Source organism: Microbacterium sp. VKM Ac-2923 (assembly GCF_022815605.1).
Taxonomy (GTDB): domain Bacteria; phylum Actinomycetota; class Actinomycetes; order Actinomycetales; family Microbacteriaceae; genus Microbacterium.
Genome location: NZ_JALGRP010000005.1, coordinates 284,840 through 304,887, shown reverse-complemented (window position 1 = coordinate 304,887; position 20,048 = coordinate 284,840). Strand labels below are relative to the sequence as shown.

Below are 20,048 nucleotides of genomic sequence, written 5' to 3'. Positions count from 1 at the left end.
CGGCCTCGGCGACCGAGCCGGGCATCGACGCAGCGCGCGGCGGCCGACGACCGCGACCGGCCTGTGGGGCCGCGGGGACGGTGTCTCCCGGCGCGGTGGGATCGCGTTCGCGGCGTTGCGGACGCTCAGCGCTCTCCGAAGCCGTCGTCGATGAGAGTGCGCAGCTCATCCAGCGCCGCCGTCGCCTCGGGGCCGCTCGCGCTCACCCGCACGCGGGAGCCCTGACGCACGCCGAGCGCCATGAGAGCGAGCAGACTGCGCGCCGACACGATGTCGGAGCCCGCCGTCAGATCGACGAGGCGCACGTCGGCGTCGTGACGCGACGCGGCCTTGACGAACGTCGCCGCGGGCCGGGCGTGCAGGCCGGACGGGTTGGTGATGACGGCGTCGAAGGACTGCTCACCGCTACCGGACGCTGCGCCGGCGCCTTCTTCCGTGGGGGACGCCGGGACGTCGGTGTGACCGAGCTGACGCCGTTTGGCGTCGCCCGCGCTCCCCACCTCGGCCGCGACGGCGTCGAGATCGGCTCCGCCGGCGGCGGTGACGACGGCGGCGACCAGTCCCTCCACGAACGGCGCGGGGCTCAGCCGCACACGCTCGGGCGCCGAGACGAACTCGAGCGCCGTCTCGGCGCTGAGAAGCGCTGAGCCGAGGTCCATGATCACCAGCACGCCGTCCCCGGAGTCGGCCGCATCGATCGCCGACGCGATCGCCACGGCATCCGTGCCGAGATCGTCGTCGGGTCCGCCGGCGGCCACCTGCACCACCGGCGGTTGCGCGCCGCCCATCTCCAGAGCGAGTTCGACCGCCGCCTCGGCCAGGGCGCGGCTGTGCGAGACGGCGACGATGCCGATCACTCGGTACCCGCCAGCGTGTCGCGCAGGGCTTCGAGGAGCAGAGTCGCCGAGGTGGCCCCCGGATCGAGGTGCCCGGCGCTGCGCTCGCCGAGGTAGCTCGCACGCCCCTTGCGGGCGACCAGCGGTTCGGTCGCGTCGCGGCCGCGCGCGGCGGCCTCCGCGGCAGCGCGGGCGGCCTCGACCGGGGCCGCGCCGGCGCCCACCGCGGCGTCCCACGCGTCGACGGCCGGCGCGAGGGCGTCGATCATGGTCTTGTCGCCGAGCTCGGCCTTGCCGCGGGCGATGACGCCGTGGACCCCCGCGCGGAGGGCGGCGCCGAGCGAGGCGGCATCCAGGTCGTCGGACGACAGGGCCGGGCCCATGCGCAGGAACAGCGTCCCGTACAGGGGCCCGCTGGCGCCGCCGACCGACGAGACGAGGGTCATGCCGACGGTCTTGAACAGCTCGGGTGCGCTCGCCGGGGCCGGATCCAGCTTGGCCACCACCGCATCGAGCCCGCGCGCCATGTTCGAACCGTGGTCGGCGTCGCCGATCTCGGAGTCCAGCCGCGTCAACTCATCCCGGTGCTGGTGCACGGCATCGCGGAACGCGTGGATCCAGGCGACGAGGTCGTCCGTCGAGACGGCGCCGCTCATGCGCCCCACCGCAGGCCCGGGGTCACGACCGGTGCATCCCACAGGCGCAGCATCTCGGCATCGGCTTTCACCACCGTGAGCGAGGCCCCGGCCATATCGAGGCTGGTGATGTAGTCGCCCACGAGCACCCGCTCCACCTCGACGCCGGCCTGCGCCAGCAGGGGCGCGATCTCGCCGTACAGCAGGTACTGCTCGATCAGGGGCGTGCCGCCGAGGCCCGACAGCAGCACGATGGCCGGTCCCACCGGCTCGCCGAAGTCGTGCACGATCGGGTCGACCATGAGCGCGGCGATCTCCTGGGCGGATGCCAGCTTCACGCGCGACCGCCCCGGTTCGCCGTGGATGCCGACCCCGACCTCCATCTCGTCGTCGGGGAGCTCGAACGTCGGCCGCCCCGCCGCGGGGACGGTGCAACTGGTGAGCGCCACACCCATCGAGCGGCCCGCCGCGGACACGCGCCGCGCCAACGCGGCCACCGCCGCCAGGTCGGCGCCTTCCTCGGCTAGAGCGCCCGCGATCTTCTCGAGGATGACGGTGGTGCCGGTGCCGCGGCGACCGGCCGTCCAGGTGGAGTCCTGCACGGCGACGTCGTCGGCGACGACGACCGACTCGACCTGGACGCCCTCGTCGGCGGCGAGCTCGGCCGCCATCTCGAAGTTCAGGACGTCCCCGGTGTAGTTCTTCACGATGTGCAGCACTCCGGCTCCGGAATCCACGGCCTGGGTCGCCGCGAGCACCTGATCGGGGGTCGGGGAGGTGAACACCTCACCCGCGGCCGCGGCGTCGAGCATGCCGCGTCCGACGAAGCCGCCGTGCAGCGGTTCGTGTCCGGAGCCTCCGCCCGACACCAGGGCGACCTTGCCGGCGCGCGTCGGTTCCGCGCGGGAGATGACGCGGTTCGCGGCATCCACTCTCAGCTCGGGATAGGCGGCCTCGATGCCCCGCAGGGCCTCGGCCAGCACGTTCTCCGGGTCGTTCACGAACTTCTTCACGGTGCCTCCTCGTCGTGGCGTCGACGGCGCGGGCCGTCGCACTCCTGACGATGCTCGTCGCCCGGCGTCGCGTCAAGGGTGCGCGGCGGCGTCAGAGGCGCTCGTGGGGGAGGACCTGCTTGATGCGTTCGATCGGGTTCTGCGCGGGGGCTTCGTTGTACGCGCCGGCGAGTTCTTGCTCGCTGAGCGCATGGATGGCCGCCATGATCTCGTCGGTGGCGCCGCGGCGGGCGCGGCCGGACGATGCGGGGCCGTGCGGGGACAGATCGAGAGGCGTTCCGAAGCGCACCGTGATCCGCGGTTTCGTCGCCGGGAACTTGGCGCCGACCGGCATGACGGCGTCGGTGCCGATGAGGCCCACGGGCACGACGGGAGCGCCGGTCTGCAGCGCGAGGAAGGCGACGCCGGTGCGACCCTTGTACAGGCGGCCGTCGAGCGAGCGCGTGCCCTCGGGATAGAGAGCCACCGCCCGGCCGTCCTCGAGCAGGGCCCGCTGCTGGTCGAGGGCGTCCAGGGCCTTCTGGCCCGCCCCGCGCTCGACCCCGATGGCGCCGATCGCGGTGAAGAACTGCCGCGACGCCCACTTGTCGAAGTACGCAGCCTTGGCCATGAAGTGCACGGGTCGAGGCGCGGCGACAGGGATGGCGATCGAATCGATGAACGACAGGTGGTTGCTGGCGAAGATCACGGGGCCGGTACGCGGAACGTTCTCGCGGCCCTCCACGCGCGGTCGGTAGACGGCGCGGGCGAGGGGCGCGATCAGGGAGCGCCCGAGGAGGTAAGTGGCGCCCATCTGCTGCGGCCGTGCTGCGGGGGGGTCGGCGGGCAGGTCGGAACTCACCCGACGAGATTACTCGCCGCCGCATACCCGCGCGCGCATGGGGACTCCCAGCCTCGGCAAAGCGGAATGCGCCAAGATGGAGTCTTCCCCACCCCCTTCGAGAGGTCTGCTGTGCGCTTCCGCCCGATCGCTTCCCTGTCCGTCGCCGCCGTCGCCGCGTTGCTGCTGGCGGGGTGCTCCGGCTCGCCCGACCAGGCGCAGACCCCGGATGCCGCGACGCAGACGCCCGACGGCCAGTGCCAGAGCCCGCTCGCAGACGCCCCCGCGCCCGACGGACTCACGGTCTCGGGAGAGTTCCAGTCGGCGGTCGACGTCACCCTTCCCGACGCCTACGCCCCCGCCGATCTGCAGCGCACCACGCTGATCGAGGGATCCGGCGAGCAGGTGCAGGCCGGTGACGTGCTGAAGGCCACCTTCACCCTCATCGACGCGGCCAGCGGTGAGGTCCAGCTGCGGTCGATGGAGTCGGCTCCCGACGGCATGGACACGCTCATCTCGCCGCAGCAGATCTTCGGTGCCTCGCTGCAGTGCGCGACGATCGGCTCGCGGACGGTGTCTTCGTTCCCGGCCGGCGCCCTCGGTGAGGGATCGCCCGCCTTCGTGCTCGTCGCGGACGCCATCGAAGAACTGCCCACGCGCGCCGAAGGCGCCGAGGTGGCTCCCGTCGACGGCATGCCCACCGTGACCCTCGCCGACGACGGCGCCCCCACCATCACGGTGCCCAGCTCCCCGGTGCCGAGCGAGACGCGCGTCGAGAACCTCATCAAGGGCGACGGTGACGTCGTGCAGCCGGGCGACACCGTGATCGTGCAGTACACCGGAGTCCTCTACGACGGCGGCACGGTCTTCGACTCGAGCTGGGACGCCGGCACGCCCGCTCAGTTCTCGACGACGGGCGTGGTGCCCGGGTTCCAGAAGGCCCTGGAGGGCCAGACGGTCGGATCGCAGGTCGTCGCGGTGATCCCTGCCGCCGACGGATACGGCGACAAAGAGACCGGCACGATCCCGGCCAACTCCGCGCTCGTCTTCGTCGTCGACATCCTCGGCGTGCAGCACGCCCCCGAAGCCGCTCAGTAGGCTGACGGCATGCGCCGCGTCCTCATCCTCGGTTCCACCGGTTCGATCGGGACGCAGGCGCTCGACGTCATCCGTGCCAACCCCGACCGCTTCGACGTGGTCGGTCTGGCCGCCGGCTCCGACCGCGCGGGGGTCGAGGCGCAGGCCGAGGCGTTCCGGGTGGAGCATGTTGCCCTCGGCGCCGTCGAGGCGGAACAGCTGGTGCGAGACGTCGAGGTAGACGTGGTGCTCAATGGCATCACCGGCTCGGTGGGACTCGGTCCCACCATCGCCGCGCTCGAGGAGGGGCGCACGCTCGCCCTCGCCAACAAGGAGTCGTTGATCGTCGGCGGCGATCTCGTCACCGCGCTCGCCGCGCCCGGTCAGATCGTGCCCGTCGACTCCGAGCACTCGGCGATCGCGCAGGCCCTGCGTTCCGGTGAGGCCCATGAGGTGCGGCGGCTGGTGCTCACGGCATCCGGGGGTCCATTCCGAGGACGCACCCGCGAACAGCTCGTCGACGTTACCCCCGCCGAAGCGCTCGCCCACCCCACCTGGGACATGGGCCGTGTCGTCACGACCAATTCGGCCACCCTGGTGAACAAGGGCCTCGAGGTCATCGAAGCGCACCTGCTGTTCGACGTCGCCTACGACCGCATCGATGTCACGGTGCATCCGCAGTCGATCGTGCACTCCATGGTGGAGTTCGTGGACGGGTCGACCATCGCGCAGGCGTCACCGCCCGACATGCGCCTTCCCATCTCCCTCGGCCTCGACTGGCCGCACCGCATCGGCGGCGTGGGCGCCCCGCTCGACTGGACGCGCGCGTCGCAGTGGACGTTCGAGCCGCTCGACGAGGAGGCCTTCGGCTCGGTCGCCCTCGCGAAGCGGGTGGGACGCGCGGGGGCGACGTTCCCCGCGGTGTTCAACGCCGCCAACGAGCAGGCCGTCGACGCGTTCCACGAGGGGCGCCTGGGCTTCCTCGACATCGTCGAGCTCATCGAGCGCGTCGTCGACCGTCACGAACCGCCTACCGCCCTCAGCCGTGAATCGCTCGCCGACGCGGAGGCCTGGGCACGGCGCACGGCCGACGGGATCATCGCCGCGCGCTGAGTACGGGCGTGGCCCGTCGGCCGGTCGCCCGGGACACAACGCAGGAGTTTCGGAGGCGGGGTCGGCTGGTGATCACCTCGGCGCAGCGCGGTGACGTGTTCTCCTGCGTTGTGTCCCGCACCGCGGCGCGGGCGACCGGGCGTGCGGTGGTCGGTCGGCGAGTAGTCCTGCGGCTGCGCTGGCGGGCCAGGGCTGAACATAACGCAGGAGGTCCGTCGGTTGGAGCCGGTCGGGCCGCACATCGGCGCGGTGGTGCGGCGAATCTCCTGCGTTGTGTCGCGGCAATCCGCGCGGATGAGGCGGGTGCGCCTCAGGCGGGGAAGTCGACCGGGCGCTCGGGGTCGGACGACGGCGTGCGGTCGCCCGGATACGGCACCGGCCACTGGGGATCGGGCACGGGCCATCCGGCCGCGCGCAGCGCGCGCCGCGAGAGCTCACGTGCCGAGTAGGGGGTTCGGACGCCGCGGATGTCGCGGTAGTCCTGGTGCCCGGGCCCCGCCCAGAGGATCGCGTCACCCTCGCCGACGAGCTTCACCGCTTCGAGGATGGCGCGCTCGGGCGGAGTGAACTCGTGGATCTCGGCGTCGGGTCGGGCGCGGCGCGCGCCCTCGACGAGGACCGCGCGGATCGCATCCGGGTCCTCGTGCCGGGGATGGTGGTCGGTGACGAGGAGGACATCGCTGCCCATGACGGCGGTGCGGCCCATGTCGTGGCGCTTGGTGGCGTCGCGGTCGCCGTCGGCGCCGAAAACCATCACCACTTTTCCGGGGGTCACCCGGCGGACCGCGGCCAACGTCTTCTCGAACGCGTCGGGGGAGTGGCCGAAGTCGATGTAGACGGCGGGGCCGTCGGGACCGGACACGAGCTGCGTGCGTCCGGGAAGAGAAGCGTCGATCCGGCCGCCGTCGAGCGCTCCGACGAGGCGTTCCCACGCGTAGCCGCTCTCGAGCAGCATGACGATGGCGAGGCCGGCATTGGCGGCCATGTGACGACCGATCACCGGCACGACGGTCGTCAGACGGCGCCCGTCGCGGGAGCGGAGCGTGAACTCGGTGCCCTCCTGACGCTCGTCGACGATGTCGACGGTCCAGTCGGTCTCGACCGCGTGGTCTTCGGCGATCGCCGGGGTGACGATCGTGACGACCGGGATCTCCGCCCGCGTAGCGATCTCAATGCCCGATGCGGAGTCGAGGCACACCACGCCACGGCGTGAACGATCGGGACGGAACAGCGGGAGTTTCGCCTCGAAGTACTCGCGCATGTCGGCGTAGTCGTCGAGGTGATCGTGGGTGAGGTTGGTGAAGCCCGCGACGTCGAAGACGAGCCCGTCGACGCGATGGCGGGTGAGGGCCTGGGCGCTCACCTCGACCGCGACGGCCTCGACACCCCGCTCGCGCATGAGCGCGAGCAGTGCATGGAACTCGGATGCCTCGGGAGTGGTCAGACGCGACACGATCACGTCGCCGGCGATGTGCCGCTCGGCCGTCGAGGACAGACCCGTCACGACGCCGAGCTGGCCGAGGATGCCCTCGAGCAGGTGCGACACGCTCGTCTTGCCGTTCGTGCCGGTCGTGGCCAAGAGCTGGGGCAGGTCGTCGTCGACACCGGTGCCGTACACCCACGCCGACAGGTCGCCCAGCGACGCGCGAGGGTCGTCGACGACGACGATGGGAAGACCCGCGGATGCCGCGATCGCGGCGCCGGCGTCGTCGGTGATCACCGCGACTGCCCCGCGCTCGGCGGCCGTGGCGGCGTACTCGGCGCCGTGCCGATTGACGCCGCGGATGGCGACGAACGCTTCACCCGCGCGAAGGTCGGCGGTGGCGAGGGTGATGCCGGTGAGCGTCGTCCCCTCCACATCGCCGATGCTGCGAACGCCGAAGCGTCGGGCCAGTTCCGCGAGATCGCGGCGGGGCGGTCGCTCCGGCCGGAGCACGGGCGGGAGGTTCGAGGGCGCGTCGGTCGGCATCGCATCCATTGTCTCATCCGGCGCCGCACAGACCTCGCATCGGCGCCGCACAGTCGCCGCATCGACGCCGCACGGGCCGTTCGAAGCCGAGCGGCGGTAGGGTCGCCGGGTGACCGCGATCGCCTTCCTCATCGGCGTGCTCGTGCTCGTGATCGGCTTGGCCGTCTCGATCGCCCTGCACGAGGTCGGGCATCTGCTGCCCGCCAAACTCTTCGGCGTCCGCGTCGGCCAGTACATGATCGGCTTCGGACCCACTCTGTGGTCCAAGCGCATCGGGGAGACGGAGTACGGCTTCAAGCTGCTTCCGCTCGGCGGATTCATCTCCATGGCCGGCATGTACCCGCCGGCGCCCGAGGGGGAGGAGCCGTCCCGGAGGCGGTCGCGATTCTTCGCCACGATGGTGCAGGATGCGCGCGACGCCAACGCCGAGACCCTCATCGCCGCCGATGATCGCGTGTTCTACAAGCTGCCGGTCTACAAGCGCGTGATCGTGATGCTCGGCGGTCCCGTGATGAACCTGCTGCTGGCGTTCCTGCTCTCGGCCATCGCCGTCAGCGGCATCGGTGTGGCAACGGCCACCACCACGGTCGCCTCGGTGTCGCAATGCGTGATCCCCGCGAGCGAGGAGCGCACGGACTGCACGGCCGCCGACCCCGTGGCCCCCGCCGCCGCCGCCGGCATCCTGCCGGGCGATGTCGTGGTCTCGGTCGACGGCACGCCCGTGTCGACGTTCGCCGAGGCCGCCGCGATCATCCGGGACGCCCCGGGCCGCGCCCTCCCCGTCGTGATCGAGCGTGACGGGGCCCGCCAGACCGTCACCGTGACCCCGGCGCGGACCGATCGCGCCGTCACCGACGACCAGGGCCGACCGGTGATCGACGCCGCGGGCGTCGCCGAGTACGAGAGCGTGGGGTTCGCCGGGCTCCTCGCGCAGCAGGCCCTCGAGCCGCAGCCGATCTGGGTCGGCCCCGAGGCGACGATCCAGCAGGTCGGCGCGGTCGCGCAGATCATGACGCAACTGCCGGTGCGCATCTACGACACCGCCGCCGACCTCGTCACCGGTCAGCCGCGCGACCCGAACGGACCCCTGAGCGTCGTGGGCGCGGGCCGTCTGGCGGGCGAGTTCGCCGCGGTCGACGCCCCCATCCTGGCGCGCGTGCAGTCGATCATCGGTCTGCTCGCCGCGCTGAACATCGCGCTGTTCGTCTTCAACCTCATCCCGTTGCTGCCCCTGGACGGCGGACACGTCGTGGTGGCGCTGTGGGACGGCCTCAAGCGCTGGTTCGCGCGCCTGCGCGGCAAGGTCGCACGGCCCGTGGATGCCACCAAGCTCGTGCCCGTGACCTTCGTCGTCGTCGTGCTGCTGATCGGCATGGGCGGCATCCTCTTCCTCGCCGACGTCTTCAACCCGGTGCAGCTGCTCTAGAGATGGCGGCCGGTCCGCAACCCCGACGCGTAACCTCTCGACCCGTCGGCCCATCGGACCGGTGCGTCGGCCTTCTTCCCCTCCAGGATCTCGCGTCCTGTCACACGTGATGTCAGGGCGGATTCGCCCGGGAGCGGCATGGCGCAGGGACACGACGCAGGAGGCCGGGGCCCGGAGGTCGATGGCGGGTGCGAGTCGCTGCCGCCGCGGCGGAATCCCCTGCGTTGTGTCACGCGGCGGGGCCGCGGAGGCAGCGTGACGGAGTGTCAGAGCGCGTGCGCGATGAGGCGCTCGAGCGTGCGCATCCCGTCGCGCGACAGGATCGACTCGAGGTGTCCCTGCACACTGGCGAAGTCCCGCCCCCGCATCGCGTAGACGTCACCCGTTTCGGGGTCGGCCGCGACCTCGGCGGGCAGGTCGATGCGGCCCTGCGGAACCGGGAGGGAGGCCCCCGTCGGCTCCGCGCTCACGGTGATCGACTCGAGGAAGATCCCACGCTGAGTCGTCCCCGGCGCAACGCGCGCGGTGAACGTGTTGTAGAACCCGATCGACGCGTCCTCGCCGAACAGGTGGACGCTCTTCTGCAGACCCTGGTGCGGCTGCGCGAGCGGCTCGAGGTCGATGCCGAGTTGGTCGGCGAGGATCTGGTGGCTCAGACACACGGCCAGCAGCGGCGAACGGCTATACAGACGGCGTGAGACGACACGGCGCATCGCGCTCATGCGCGGGCTGTCGTCGCGCGGGTCGCCGGGACCGGGGCCCGAGACGACGAGATCGGCGGCGTCGATCTCGGCATCCGTCACCTCCGACCAGTGCACGATGCGGGTGTCGAGTCCGAGGTGGCGCAGCTGGTGCGCGAGCATCGTGGTGAAGCGGTCCTCGGCATCCACGACGAGAGCCGTGCGGCCGGCGAAGGGACCGGAGCCGTCGGGGTCCTGCGGATTCATCCAGAACGGCGCGAGGCGGTCGTTGCGGGAGGCCAGCAGTTCGGCGATCGCGGGATCCTCGCCCAGCGGGCGGCGCGGCGCGACCGGGGCGTCGGGATCGGCGGCGGCGGGGGCAGCGGGCGCGGCGTCGCGGGGGATCGCCCCGATGGCTCCGAGCACACCCGCGGCCTTGCCGTGCGTCTCGCCCACTTCGCCGTACGGGTCGGAGTGGCGGACGAGGGTCGCCCCCACCGGCACGCGCAGGCGTCCGTCGACCAGGTAGGCCGTGCGGATGAGGATGGGCGCGTCGAGGTCGTGCGTGGGGCCCTCGGTTGCACCGTTCGGGGTGAACAGCGCCGCGACGCCGGAGTAGTAGCCACGCGGCGTGGACTCGTGGCGGGCGATCACCGTGCACGCGTTCTGCATGGGCGAGCCGGTCACGGTGGGCGCGAACATCGTCTCGCGCAGGATGTCGCGCGGGTCCAGATCGCTGCGCCCGCGCAGCATGTACTCCGTGTGGGTGAGGCGCGACATCTCCTTGAGGTGGGGACCGGTGATGCGGCCACCGTCGCTGCAGACGGCGCTCATCATCTTCAGCTCCTCGTCGACGACCATGAAGAGCTCCTCTGTCTCTTTCCTCGAGCGCAGGAACTCCGCGAGCGTGTCGGCGGTGGCGCCGCCCGCGGGGTGGCGGAACGTGCCCGAGATGGGGTTCATCGTGACGATGCCGTCTTTGGCGCTCACGTGCGCCTCGGGGCTCGCCCCGACCGCGATGTGCCCGTCGGTGACGACCGCGAACGTCCAGTACGCGCCCTTCTCGTGCTCGAGGAGCGCCCGGAACCACGTCAGGGCCGCGATGCGCGGGTCGGCGTCGACCCCGGCGACGAAGTCGCGCCGGATGACGAAGTTCGCGCCCTCGCCGCGGCCGATCTCCTCGGCGATCACCCGGCGGACGATGTCGGCGTACTCCTCGTCGGCGATGTCGAACCCCGCACCCGCGAGCGCGATCGGAGCGGCGGGAAGGGACGCCACGGCCTCGGCGCGGGGCAGCGAGACCCGCTCGTCGATGACGAGGCAGCGCAGCGGCGCGGCGTCGTCGTGGCAGACGAAACCGCGTTCGCGGACCTGGCGGTACGGCACGAGGGCGAGGATCTCGCGCGCGACGCCCGCGGCATCTGTCAGCGGGATGTCGGCGAGCAGGTCGACGTCGACGACGTCACCGGTGAGCACCTCGACGGTGGCGCCGTCGCGGGCGATCAACGCGAAGGGGGCGGTGCCGTCGGCGAGGTCGCGGAGCAGAGAGGAGGGGTCGGGCCCAGTCATCGAGAGTCTTTCCGTCTGGTGAGGGAGGGTCCACAGCGGCCGCCGAAAACACGAAGACCGCCCGGGTTCCCCAGGGGGAGGGCGGTCTGTTGCATGCGTGCACACCGCCTAGACGGTGGGCCACCAGGGTGTGTACGCGCGCATGGCGCCGAACCTACCACAGGGCGTCTTCAGCCTCCGTCCGGGGCCTGAGGCGTAGGCTGAACGGCGTGCCTGCAGTGAACATCGGGATGCCCCGCGTGCCGGAGGTCCTCGCGCCTCGTCGCAAGACTCGTCAGATCAAGGTCGGCAAGGTGCTCGTCGGCGGTGACGCGCCGGTCAGCGTGCAGTCCATGTGCACGACGCCGACCACCAACATCAACGCCACGCTGCAGCAGATCGCCGAACTCACGGCATCCGGATGCGAGATCGTGCGCGTGGCGGTGCCCTCGCAGGACGACGCCGATGTGCTGCACATCATCGCCAAGAAGAGTCAGATCCCGGTGATCGCCGACATCCACTTCCAGCCGAAGTACGTCTTCCAGGCGATCGACGCCGGCTGCGGCGCGGTGCGGGTGAACCCGGGCAACATCCGCAAGTTCGACGACCAGGTCGGCGCGATCGCGAAGGCGGCCAAGGCCGCGAACGTGTCGCTGCGCATCGGCGTCAACGCCGGGTCCCTCGACCGCCGCCTGCTCGAGAAGTACGGCAAGGCCACGCCCGAGGCGCTCGTGGAGAGCGCCGTGTGGGAGGCCTCGCTGTTCGAAGAGCACGACTTCCACGACTTCAAGATCTCGGTCAAGCACAACGACCCGATCGTCATGGTGAAGGCCTACCGCCTGCTCGCCGAGCGGGGCGACTGGCCCCTGCACCTCGGTGTGACCGAGGCGGGCCCCGCATTCCAGGGCACGATCAAGAGCGCCACGGCCTTCGGCATCCTGCTCTCCGAGGGCATCGGCGACACCATCCGCGTCTCGCTGTCGGCACCGCCGGCCGAGGAGGTCAAGGTCGGCCACCAGATCCTGCAGTCGCTGAACCTGCGCGAGCGCAAGCTCGAGATCGTCTCGTGCCCCTCGTGCGGCCGCGCGCAGGTCGACGTCTACACGCTCGCGGACGACGTGACCGAGGGCCTTAAGGACATGACCGTGCCGCTCCGCGTCGCGGTCATGGGCTGCGTCGTCAACGGCCCCGGTGAGGCGCGCGACGCCGACCTGGGCGTCGCCTCCGGCAACGGCAAGGGCCAGATCTTCGTCAAGGGCGAGGTCGTCAAGACCGTTCCCGAGTCGGAGATCGTGCAGACGCTCATCGCCGAGGCGAACCGCCTCGCCGCCGAGATGGGCCCCGACGCCGCCACCGGCACCGCGCAGGTCATCACGGCCTGAGTCGGCTCTCGCCCGGCCGCCGCGCGCAACGGCGTCGCTGGCGCGCTGCAGGGTTCCGCTAGCGTCGGGATTCTCATGACCGAGAATCCCGCCGCCCCTCTCACCCGCCCGCTCATCGCCGGGGTCGTCACCGCCCTCGTCGGATTCACCAGCACCTTCGCGGTCGTGCTGACCGGCCTGCGGGCCGTCGGTGCCACGCCGGAACAGGCGGCGAGCGGTCTGCTCGCCATCACGCTGGTCGTCGGCCTCGGCTGCATCCTGCTCGCTGGGCGCTATCGCATCCCGATCACCGTCGCGTGGTCGACGCCGGGCGTCGCGTTGCTCGCGGCGACGGGCTCGGTCGACGGGGGCTGGCCGGCGGTCGTGGGCGGGTTCCTCGTGTCGGCGGCGCTCATCCTGTGCACGGCGCTCTTCCCCCCTCTCGGTGCCCTCATCGCCCGTATCCCTCCTTCCATCGCCCAGGCGATGCTCGCGGGGGTGCTGCTCCCGCTGTGCGTGGCGCCGTTCGTCGGTGTCGTCGACGACCCGTGGGGCGTCGCGCCGGTGCTGATCGTCTGGCTCGTGGCATCCCGACTCCTGCCGCGCTGGGCGGTGCCGCTGGCCTTCGTCGCGGCGATCGTCGTGGTGGCGGTCGAACTCGCGCGCACGGGAGCGCAGCTGGATGCCGCAACCCTCCTGCCCCGACTGGAGTTCACCGCGCCGACTCTCACGATCGGCTCCGTCGTCGGCATCGCCCTGCCGTTGTTCATCGTGACGATGGCGTCGCAGAACGTCCCGGGTGTCGCCGTGATGCGCAGCCTCGGCTACACGATCCCGTGGCGCCCGGCGATGCTCGTCACCGGGCTCGGATCGGCGACGGCGGCCGGCTTCGGCGGGCACGCCATGAACCTCGGTGCCATCAGCGCCGCCATCGCGGCGGGGCCGGATTCGCACCCCGAACCGAAGCGGCGGTGGGTGGCAGGCGTGTCCGCTGGTGGGACGTACCTCGTGCTCGGGGTGCTGTCGGCCGCGTTCGCCGCGATCGTGCTCGTGGCCCCGGCGGGCGTGATCCCGGCCGTCGCGGGTGTCGCGCTGTTCGGCGCGTTCGGTTCCGCCGTGCAGCAGGCGATCGACGACCCCGGCGAGCGGGTGCCGGCGGTGGTGACGTTCCTCGTCGCGGCATCCGGGATCGCGGTGTTCGGGGTGAGCGCCGCCTTCTGGGCGCTCGTGGCGGGTCTCGTGGTGCGTACCGTGCTGCACGTCGGGCGGCGCGCGGGCTGACCCCGAGGGCGTCTTCGGCCGTCGTTCAGTGCAGCGCGCCGCCGGGTGTCGAGGCGTCGGTCCGCACGTCGAGCGCCGTGCGCACGGCGACCTCGAGCGCTCGCGCGATGTCGGCCAGCGGCAGCGCGGGTGCGCCGGCCGGGGCGTCCTCGCGCGCGTACGGGACGTGGACGAACCCGGCGCGCACGCCGGGTGCGGCGGCATCGAGGGCGGTGAACATGACGTGGTTGCAGACGAAGGTTCCGGCCGAGTGCGACACCGCGGCGGGGATGCCGTCGTCGTTCAGGGCGGCGGCGATGGCCTTGACGGGGAGCGTGGTGAAGTAGGCGGCGGGGCCGTCCGCGACCACCGGGCGGTCGACGGGGTGATCGCCGGCGTTGTCGGGGATGCGGGCGTCGGCGAGGTTGATCGCCACCTTCTCCGGGGTGACCTGCGCACGCCCTCCGGCCAGACCCGCGGCGATCACGACGTCGGGGCGATGCTCGTCCATGAGTCGTCTGAGCCGCTCCGCAGCCGATGCGAAGACCACCGGCAGCACCTCCACGACCAGTCGTTCGACGCCCGACCACCGCTCCGCGACGAGTCGCACGGCGTCTCCCGAGGGGTTGGTCGCGTCGCCCGCGAACGGCTCGAATCCGGTGAGGAGGACGGTGGTCACCGACCCAGGCTATGTCGCGATCCGGACTCCGTCGCGGGGAGAGCGGGCAATGCCCGGGCGAGAGGAGCCGTTACCGACCCGTGACCCGATACACCCGGACGCGGGAACCGATCGGCAGATCGCGGACACTACACAGTGTGGATCACGACGACGCCGGGCTGTGGGACCGGGTACGCCAAGGCGACGAGCTCGCTCTCGCCACCCTGTTCGACCGGCACGAGATGCGGCTGTTCCGTCACGCCTCCCGGCTGCTGACCCATCGGGAGGATGCGAAGGATGCCGTGACGGTCGCGTTCTTCGAGCTGTGGCGCAAGCGGGCGACGGTGCGTCTGGTCGATGGGTCGCCGTTACCGTGGCTGCTCACGGCGGTGGCGCACTGCGCTCGGAATCTCGAGCGTTCGAGCCGGCGGTATCGGGCGCTGCTCGATCGGGCGCCGGTCGCCACAGCGACGACCGCGGCCGCCGCCCACGACGACAGCGGGGTGCTGTCGGCTCTGAAACGTCTGCCGGAGCGAGAGCAGGCGGTGGTGGTGCTGTCGGTGCTGGAGGGGTACCCGGAGCGGGAGATCGCTCAGGCTCTCGGCATCCCGGCCGGAACGGTGAAATCGCGGCTGGTCCGCGCCAAGGCGAGATTGCGCGATGAGCTCGCGCTGGAAGGGGTTCGGGCATGAACGACGAACTGACGCCCGCCGAGCGCGCCGCCCTGCGCGCCCGCATCGTGGGCGGCGCCCACGACATCAAGCCGGTCGGCGCGCATCGGGGCGCGTGGATCGCCGGCTCCGTGGCGACGGCTCTGGTCGTCGCCATCGCCGGGGGAGTGGCGGTGACGTCGACGCTGAGCGCGCCGCCCGTCGCGACGACGCCGTCGCCGAGCGCGACCGCGACCGCCGAACCCACGCCGACTCTCGCGCCCACCAGGACCCCGACGTCCTCGCCCACCTCGACTCCGACTGCACCGGCCGTCGCTTTCGGCGGCGACTGCTCCGCGGTGCTCAACGACGCAGCGGCATCGGCCCTCGTGGGTGCGGACGTCCGGCTGGCCCCCGGCCTGCCGGTGTGGGACAGCGACGTTCTCGGCGGGATCTCGTGCCAGTGGCGCGCCGAGGCCCCGGAGGACTGGCGGGCGCTGAACATCACCGTCCTTCCGTGGTCGGTCGTTCCGGAGCAGGTGCGGGCTCGCGTGGATGGTGTTCCCGCGTGCGAGGGCGGCGGACCGTGCGACTATTCGCAACGGTTCGGCAACACGTGGGTCGTCGCCGATGCCGATGATTCCGCGGTCGCCGTGCGCGCGGTGGCGGAGGTGGGATCGAGGCCCGCCGCTTCGGCGGTGCGCGAGCGGCCCCTCCGAGCCGACGCCTGGAGGCTCGAGGACTGCCGGGAGCAGATCGGTGATGCGGTGGGCACGACACTCGGACGCGACGACCTCGGGCCTCTCGGGACGGACAGCGTGCCCCAGGGTCAGGTCTGGGACGTCCTCGAGGCCCGAGGTGCGGCGGCCTGGTGTTCTTTCGCACCCACGTCATACGACGAGTCACTGCCTCCGTTCCTCCGCATCAGCATCGGAGCGGGGGAGGTGTCGGACGCGGGCGAGATCGAGCGCCTCGGCGGCGTGCCGGTCACGGTGACGGGAGCCCGGACGGCGTGGTGGCTCGCCCATGCCGACGGCACCGGGGGGAGCGTGCGCGCGGACGCGTCCGGCGGGGTCCTCGAGGTCGACGTGACCAACCTGAGCGAGGAGCGGGCGCGCGAGGTCGCGGCGGCCATCATCGCCGCGCTGGGCTGAGTCCGTGGCATCCTCTGCGCCCTTCTGCGCGGCCTAGACTCGACTCTCGTGGTCACCCGTCTGTCGAACTTCTTCCTCCGCACGCTCCGCGAAGACCCCTCGGATGCCGAGGTCACGAGCCACCGCCTGCTCGTGCGCGCCGGATACATCCGCCGCAACGCTCCGGGCATCTTCGCCTGGTTGCCGCTCGGTCTGAGGGTCAAGGCCAAGATCGAGACGGTCGTGCGCGAGGAGATGGCGAACGCCGGAGCCTTCGAGGTGCACTTCCCGGCGCTGCTGCCGCGTGAGCCCTACGAGGTCACCGGCCGCTGGGAGGAGTACGGCGATGCGCTGTTCCGCCTGCAGGACCGCAAGGGCGCCGACTACCTCCTCGCGCCCACGCACGAGGAGATGTTCACCCTGCTGGTGAAGGACCTCTACTCGTCGTACAAGGACCTCCCGCTGACGCTGTACCAGATCCAGGACAAGTACCGCGACGAGGCGCGCCCCCGTGCCGGCCTCCTGCGCGGCCGCGAGTTCACGATGAAGGACGCCTATTCGTTCGACGCGACGGATGCCGGTCTCGACGCCTCGTACCAGGCGCAGCGCGACGCCTACGAGCGCATCTTCACGCGCCTCGGCCTCGAGTACGTCATCGTCGCCGCCGACGCGGGAGCCATGGGCGGATCGAAGTCCGAGGAGTTCTTGCACCCGACCCCCATCGGCGAGGACACCTTCGTCCGCTCCGCCGGCGGCTATGCGGCCAACGTCGAGGCGTTCACGACCGTCGCCCCCGAGGCGCTTCCGATCGAGGGGCAGCCGGATGCCGAGATCTTCGACTCGCCGAACACCCCGACGATCGCGACCCTCGTCGACCACTCCAACGCGCACCTCGCCGCCCCGGCTCCCGGCATCGCCGGCCCTGCCACCGCGGAGGCCACCGCGTGGACCGCGGCCCACACGCTCAAGAACGTCGTGCTGGCGCTCACCCACCTCGACGGCGCGCGCGAACTGGTCGTCGTCGGCCTTCCCGGAGACCGAGACGTCGACGACAAGCGCGTCGAGGTCGCCTTCGCCCCGGCGGAGGTCGAGCCCGCCACCGACGCGGACTTCGCCAAGAACCCGCTGCTGGTCAAGGGCTACATCGGCCCGTGGTCGCCCACTGGACCCGTGCTCGGCGAGGAATCCGCGACAAAGATCCGCTACGTGCTCGACCCCCGCGTCGTCGACGGCACCGCGTGGATCACCGGCGCGAACATCGACCAGAAGCACGTGCACTCCCTCGTCGCCGGCCGCGACTTCGTCGGCGACGGCTTCGTCGAGGTCGCCACGGTCCGACCCGGCGACCCGGCCCCCGACGGCTCGGGACCGGTGGAGCTCGCTCGCGGAATGGAGATCGGCCACGTCTTCCAGCTCGGTCGCAAATACGCCGAGGCGCTCGGGCTCAAGGTGCTCGACGAGAACGGCAAGCTCGCGACCGTCACCATGGGCTCGTACGGCATCGGCGTCACCCGCATCCTCGCGATCATCGCCGAGCTCAACAACGACGCCAAGGGGCTGATCTGGCCGGCCTCGGTCGCGCCGTTCGACGTGCACGTGGTGGCGACGGGACGGGATGCCGTCGCGTTCGATCTCGCCGCGTCGGTGTCGGCCCAGCTCGAGACCGCCGGCCTCGACGTGCTCTACGACGACCGCCCCAAGGTTTCGCCCGGTGTGAAGTTCGGCGACGCCGAGCTGGTCGGCATCCCGCGCATCCTCATCGTGGGCCGCGGCGCCGCCGACGGACAGGTCGAGCTGTGGGACCGCCGCACCGGGGAGCGCGAGACGCTCTCCGTCGACGACGCCCTGGCCGCCCTCACCCGCTGAGCTCCGCACCGAACGGCATCCGACCGCTGATCTCTCCGCGAGTCGGCGTCTCGCTGACGAGTCGGTCGCAGCCTGCAACCGATATGTCGGCGAGATGCCGTCTCGCGGTCAAGAGCCGCGGGAAGGGGCGGGCATCTCGATAGCGTGGATGCCATGATCGCCGCTCCCCGCCTGTCGCTGTCCGACGGTTCCACGATTCCGCAGCTCGGCGTCGGTACGTACAAGGTGCCCGCCGAGGTCACCGCGGGCCTGGTCGAGGGAGCGCTTGCCGCGGGCTACCGTCACGTGGACACGGCCGCGCTCTACGGCAACGAGAGGGAGGTCGGCGAGGGGCTGCGCGCGTCGGGTCTCGAGCGCGACGACGTGTTCGTCACCACCAAGGTCTGGAACGACGACCACGGGTTCGATGAGACGCTGCGCGCGTTCGACGCCAGCGCCGCGAAGCTGGGCCTCGACCGCGTCGACCTGTACCTCATCCACTGGCCGATTCCGAGCGCCGACCGCTACGTCGACACCTGGCGGGCGCTCCAGCGTCTGCAGCAGGACGGCAGGGCGACCTCGATCGGTGTGAGCAACTTCTCGATCCCGCTCCTCGAACGCCTGCGCGACGAGACCGGGGTCCTCCCCACTGTGAACCAGGTCGAGCTGCACCCCCGCTTCCCCCAGAACGCCCTCGTCGACTGGGATGCCGCGAACGGCGTCGTGACAGAGTCCTGGGCGCCGCTGGCGCGTGGCGGACTGCTGCAGGAGCCCCTGCTCGCGCACATCGCCGAGCGATACGGCAAGACCCCGGCTCAGGTCGTCGTGCGGTGGCACCTCGATCGCGGTCTCGTGGTGTTCCCGAAGTCGGTGTCGCTCGAGCGCATCCGCGAGAACGGCGACGTGTTCGATTTCACCCTCGATACCGAGGACCATGCCCTCATCGCCACGCTCGAGACGGGCGAGCGCACCGGACGCGACCCCGACCTCGACTGAGGAGGGCCGCCGCCGGCTGCCTCTCCTGCACAGTGCTTTGGGCCGGTCTCATGGGCGGCTCGGACACAACGCAGAAGATTCGCCGGCCATCGCCCGGAACGTGGACGTCGCGTACGGCGAGGACCCCGGGAGGTCCTGCGTCGTGTCCCGGCCCCGCGCGGGCGGAGGCTAGGCGTCGAGACGCGCGTAGCGCGCCCGGAACACGGTGAAGACACCGTAGGCGAGGAAACCCGCGCCGACGAGCACGGCCAGGAATGGACCCGCGGGCAAGGAGATGAGCGCCGAGACCGCGCCGTCGAGGCCGCCCGCGGTGTCGGGTTCGATCCTGACGGCGGCGATCACCAGCAACACGCCGACGATCGCCAGAGCGACCCCCTTCGCGAGGAAGCCCACGACGCCCAGAGCGCTCAGCACGTGACCCGCGGCACCGGGCGGCAACGACACCTTGGTGTGGAACGACCGCCGCGCCCCCATCCAGAGGAACCCGATTCCCACCCCCGCCACGGCGAGTCCTGCGGCTCCCAGCACCAGCCCGCCGATCGGGAGGGTGAGCACGAGCCCGCTGGCGTCCTCGGCGGCCTGCTCGGCGCGCGGACGGGCCCCCAGAGCGACGGATGCCGAGATCAGCCCGATCACGACGAACACGATGCCCTGCGGAGCCTCGGCCGCGATCCGCGCGAGTCGCCTCCGTCCCGACAGTCGGCGCGGGACGACGGCCTGCAGCAGGTGCCAGCAGCCGAGGGCCACCAGGCCCACCGCCAGGGCCCCGAGCGCCACGGCCCCGAGCGGGAGTGCGGCCAGAGCGCGGAAGGCCCCCGTCTGGTCGGCGTCTTCCGCGGCGCCGAAGCCGACGGCGAGCACCAGCCCGCCGACGAGCAGGTGCAGGATGCCATTGGCGACGTATCCGGCGCGGGCGGCGAGGCGGAACGCGGGATTGGCCTCGGCATCGCGCGCGGCGGAACGGGCGGAGGGCGGCATTCCGGCACCGTATTGCCTCTTCCCGGACCGCGACACCCGGGCGCGCGCAT

17 protein-coding genes are annotated in these 20,048 nt (G+C 71.7%); 9 read left to right on the top strand and 8 right to left on the bottom strand.

From position 1 onward, the window contains the following. Window positions 1-125 precede the first annotated feature (125 nt). The 4 genes from dhaM to MT347_RS11025 form a co-directional block, all read right to left on the bottom strand. Window positions 126-857: a dihydroxyacetone kinase phosphoryl donor subunit DhaM gene (gene dhaM / locus MT347_RS11040; RefSeq protein ID WP_243501054.1), complete on the bottom strand. Its 732-nt coding sequence runs from the start codon at window positions 855-857 to the stop codon at window positions 126-128. Next, entirely contained in the window at window positions 854-1,492 is a 639-nt protein-coding gene (gene dhaL / locus MT347_RS11035) for a dihydroxyacetone kinase subunit DhaL (protein WP_243501052.1), read from the bottom strand. The genes dhaM and dhaL overlap by 4 nt, the downstream gene beginning before the upstream one ends. After that, on the bottom strand, window positions 1,489-2,484 hold the full coding sequence (gene dhaK, locus MT347_RS11030) for a dihydroxyacetone kinase subunit DhaK (RefSeq protein ID WP_243501050.1): 996 nt from the start codon (window positions 2,482-2,484) through the stop codon (window positions 1,489-1,491). Before dhaK ends, dhaL begins: the two co-directional genes overlap by 4 nt. Window positions 2,485-2,575: 91 nt before the next feature. After that, window positions 2,576-3,277: a 1-acyl-sn-glycerol-3-phosphate acyltransferase gene (locus MT347_RS11025; protein WP_243501136.1), complete on the bottom strand. Its 702-nt coding sequence runs from the start codon at window positions 3,275-3,277 to the stop codon at window positions 2,576-2,578. Between the two features lie 114 nt (window positions 3,278-3,391). Here MT347_RS11025 and MT347_RS11020 point away from each other — a divergent pair, with 114 nt between their 5' ends. Both MT347_RS11020 and dxr read left to right on the top strand, forming a co-directional pair. After that, entirely contained in the window at window positions 3,392-4,402 is a 1,011-nt protein-coding gene (locus MT347_RS11020) for an FKBP-type peptidyl-prolyl cis-trans isomerase (RefSeq protein WP_243501048.1), read from the top strand. A gap of 9 nt (window positions 4,403-4,411) precedes the next feature. Continuing rightward, window positions 4,412-5,494 carry a 1-deoxy-D-xylulose-5-phosphate reductoisomerase gene (dxr, locus tag MT347_RS11015; protein ID WP_243501046.1) on the top strand — a complete coding sequence of 361 codons (1,083 nt, stop codon included), beginning with the start codon at window positions 4,412-4,414 and terminating at the stop codon, window positions 5,492-5,494. Window positions 5,495-5,804: 310 nt separating this feature from the next. Here the strand turns inward: dxr and MT347_RS11010 are convergent, their stop codons facing one another. Further along, window positions 5,805-7,463, bottom strand: coding sequence for a Mur ligase family protein (locus tag MT347_RS11010; protein ID WP_243501044.1), 1,659 nt, complete (start codon window positions 7,461-7,463; stop codon window positions 5,805-5,807). Window positions 7,464-7,572: 109 nt separating this feature from the next. On the opposite strand from MT347_RS11010, the gene MT347_RS11005 reads away from it, so the two are divergent. Beyond that, window positions 7,573-8,889, top strand: a complete 1,317-nt coding sequence (locus tag MT347_RS11005) for a site-2 protease family protein (protein ID WP_243501042.1) — start codon at window positions 7,573-7,575, stop codon at window positions 8,887-8,889. 266 nt (window positions 8,890-9,155) lie between these two features. Here the strand turns inward: MT347_RS11005 and MT347_RS11000 are convergent, their stop codons facing one another. Then, entirely contained in the window at window positions 9,156-11,138 is a 1,983-nt protein-coding gene (locus tag MT347_RS11000; RefSeq protein WP_243501040.1) for an anthranilate synthase family protein, read from the bottom strand. A 209-nt stretch (window positions 11,139-11,347) separates the two neighbouring features. Here MT347_RS11000 and ispG point away from each other — a divergent pair, with 209 nt between their 5' ends. Together ispG and MT347_RS10990 are read left to right on the top strand one after the other, a co-directional pair. Beyond that, the gene (gene ispG / locus MT347_RS10995) at window positions 11,348-12,499 is read left to right on the top strand and encodes a flavodoxin-dependent (E)-4-hydroxy-3-methylbut-2-enyl-diphosphate synthase (protein WP_243501038.1); all 1,152 of its coding nucleotides are present in this window, start codon (window positions 11,348-11,350) and stop codon (window positions 12,497-12,499) included. Between the two features lie 75 nt (window positions 12,500-12,574). Next, window positions 12,575-13,759 carry a benzoate/H(+) symporter BenE family transporter gene (locus MT347_RS10990; protein WP_243501035.1) on the top strand — a complete coding sequence of 395 codons (1,185 nt, stop codon included), beginning with the start codon at window positions 12,575-12,577 and terminating at the stop codon, window positions 13,757-13,759. 25 nt (window positions 13,760-13,784) lie between these two features. Here the strand turns inward: MT347_RS10990 and pcp are convergent, their stop codons facing one another. After that, entirely contained in the window at window positions 13,785-14,417 is a 633-nt protein-coding gene (gene pcp / locus MT347_RS10985; protein WP_243501032.1) for a pyroglutamyl-peptidase I, read from the bottom strand. A gap of 137 nt (window positions 14,418-14,554) precedes the next feature. On the opposite strand from pcp, the gene MT347_RS10980 reads away from it, so the two are divergent. From MT347_RS10980 to MT347_RS10965, 4 genes are all read left to right on the top strand, one after another. Then, window positions 14,555-15,088 carry an RNA polymerase sigma factor gene (locus MT347_RS10980; protein WP_243501030.1) on the top strand — a complete coding sequence of 178 codons (534 nt, stop codon included), beginning with the start codon at window positions 14,555-14,557 and terminating at the stop codon, window positions 15,086-15,088. Next, entirely contained in the window at window positions 15,085-16,200 is a 1,116-nt protein-coding gene (locus tag MT347_RS10975) for a hypothetical protein (protein WP_243501028.1), read from the top strand. The genes MT347_RS10980 and MT347_RS10975 overlap by 4 nt, the downstream gene beginning before the upstream one ends. Before the next feature lie 48 nt (window positions 16,201-16,248). After that, window positions 16,249-18,045 carry a proline--tRNA ligase gene (locus tag MT347_RS10970; RefSeq protein ID WP_243501025.1) on the top strand — a complete coding sequence of 599 codons (1,797 nt, stop codon included), beginning with the start codon at window positions 16,249-16,251 and terminating at the stop codon, window positions 18,043-18,045. 153 nt (window positions 18,046-18,198) lie between these two features. Further along, window positions 18,199-19,020 carry an aldo/keto reductase gene (locus MT347_RS10965; protein ID WP_243501023.1) on the top strand — a complete coding sequence of 274 codons (822 nt, stop codon included), beginning with the start codon at window positions 18,199-18,201 and terminating at the stop codon, window positions 19,018-19,020. A gap of 168 nt (window positions 19,021-19,188) precedes the next feature. Here MT347_RS10965 and MT347_RS10960 read toward each other — a convergent pair whose 3' ends face one another. Next, window positions 19,189-19,998 carry a DUF1206 domain-containing protein gene (locus MT347_RS10960; RefSeq protein ID WP_243501021.1) on the bottom strand — a complete coding sequence of 270 codons (810 nt, stop codon included), beginning with the start codon at window positions 19,996-19,998 and terminating at the stop codon, window positions 19,189-19,191. Window positions 19,999-20,048: the final 50 nt, after the last annotated feature.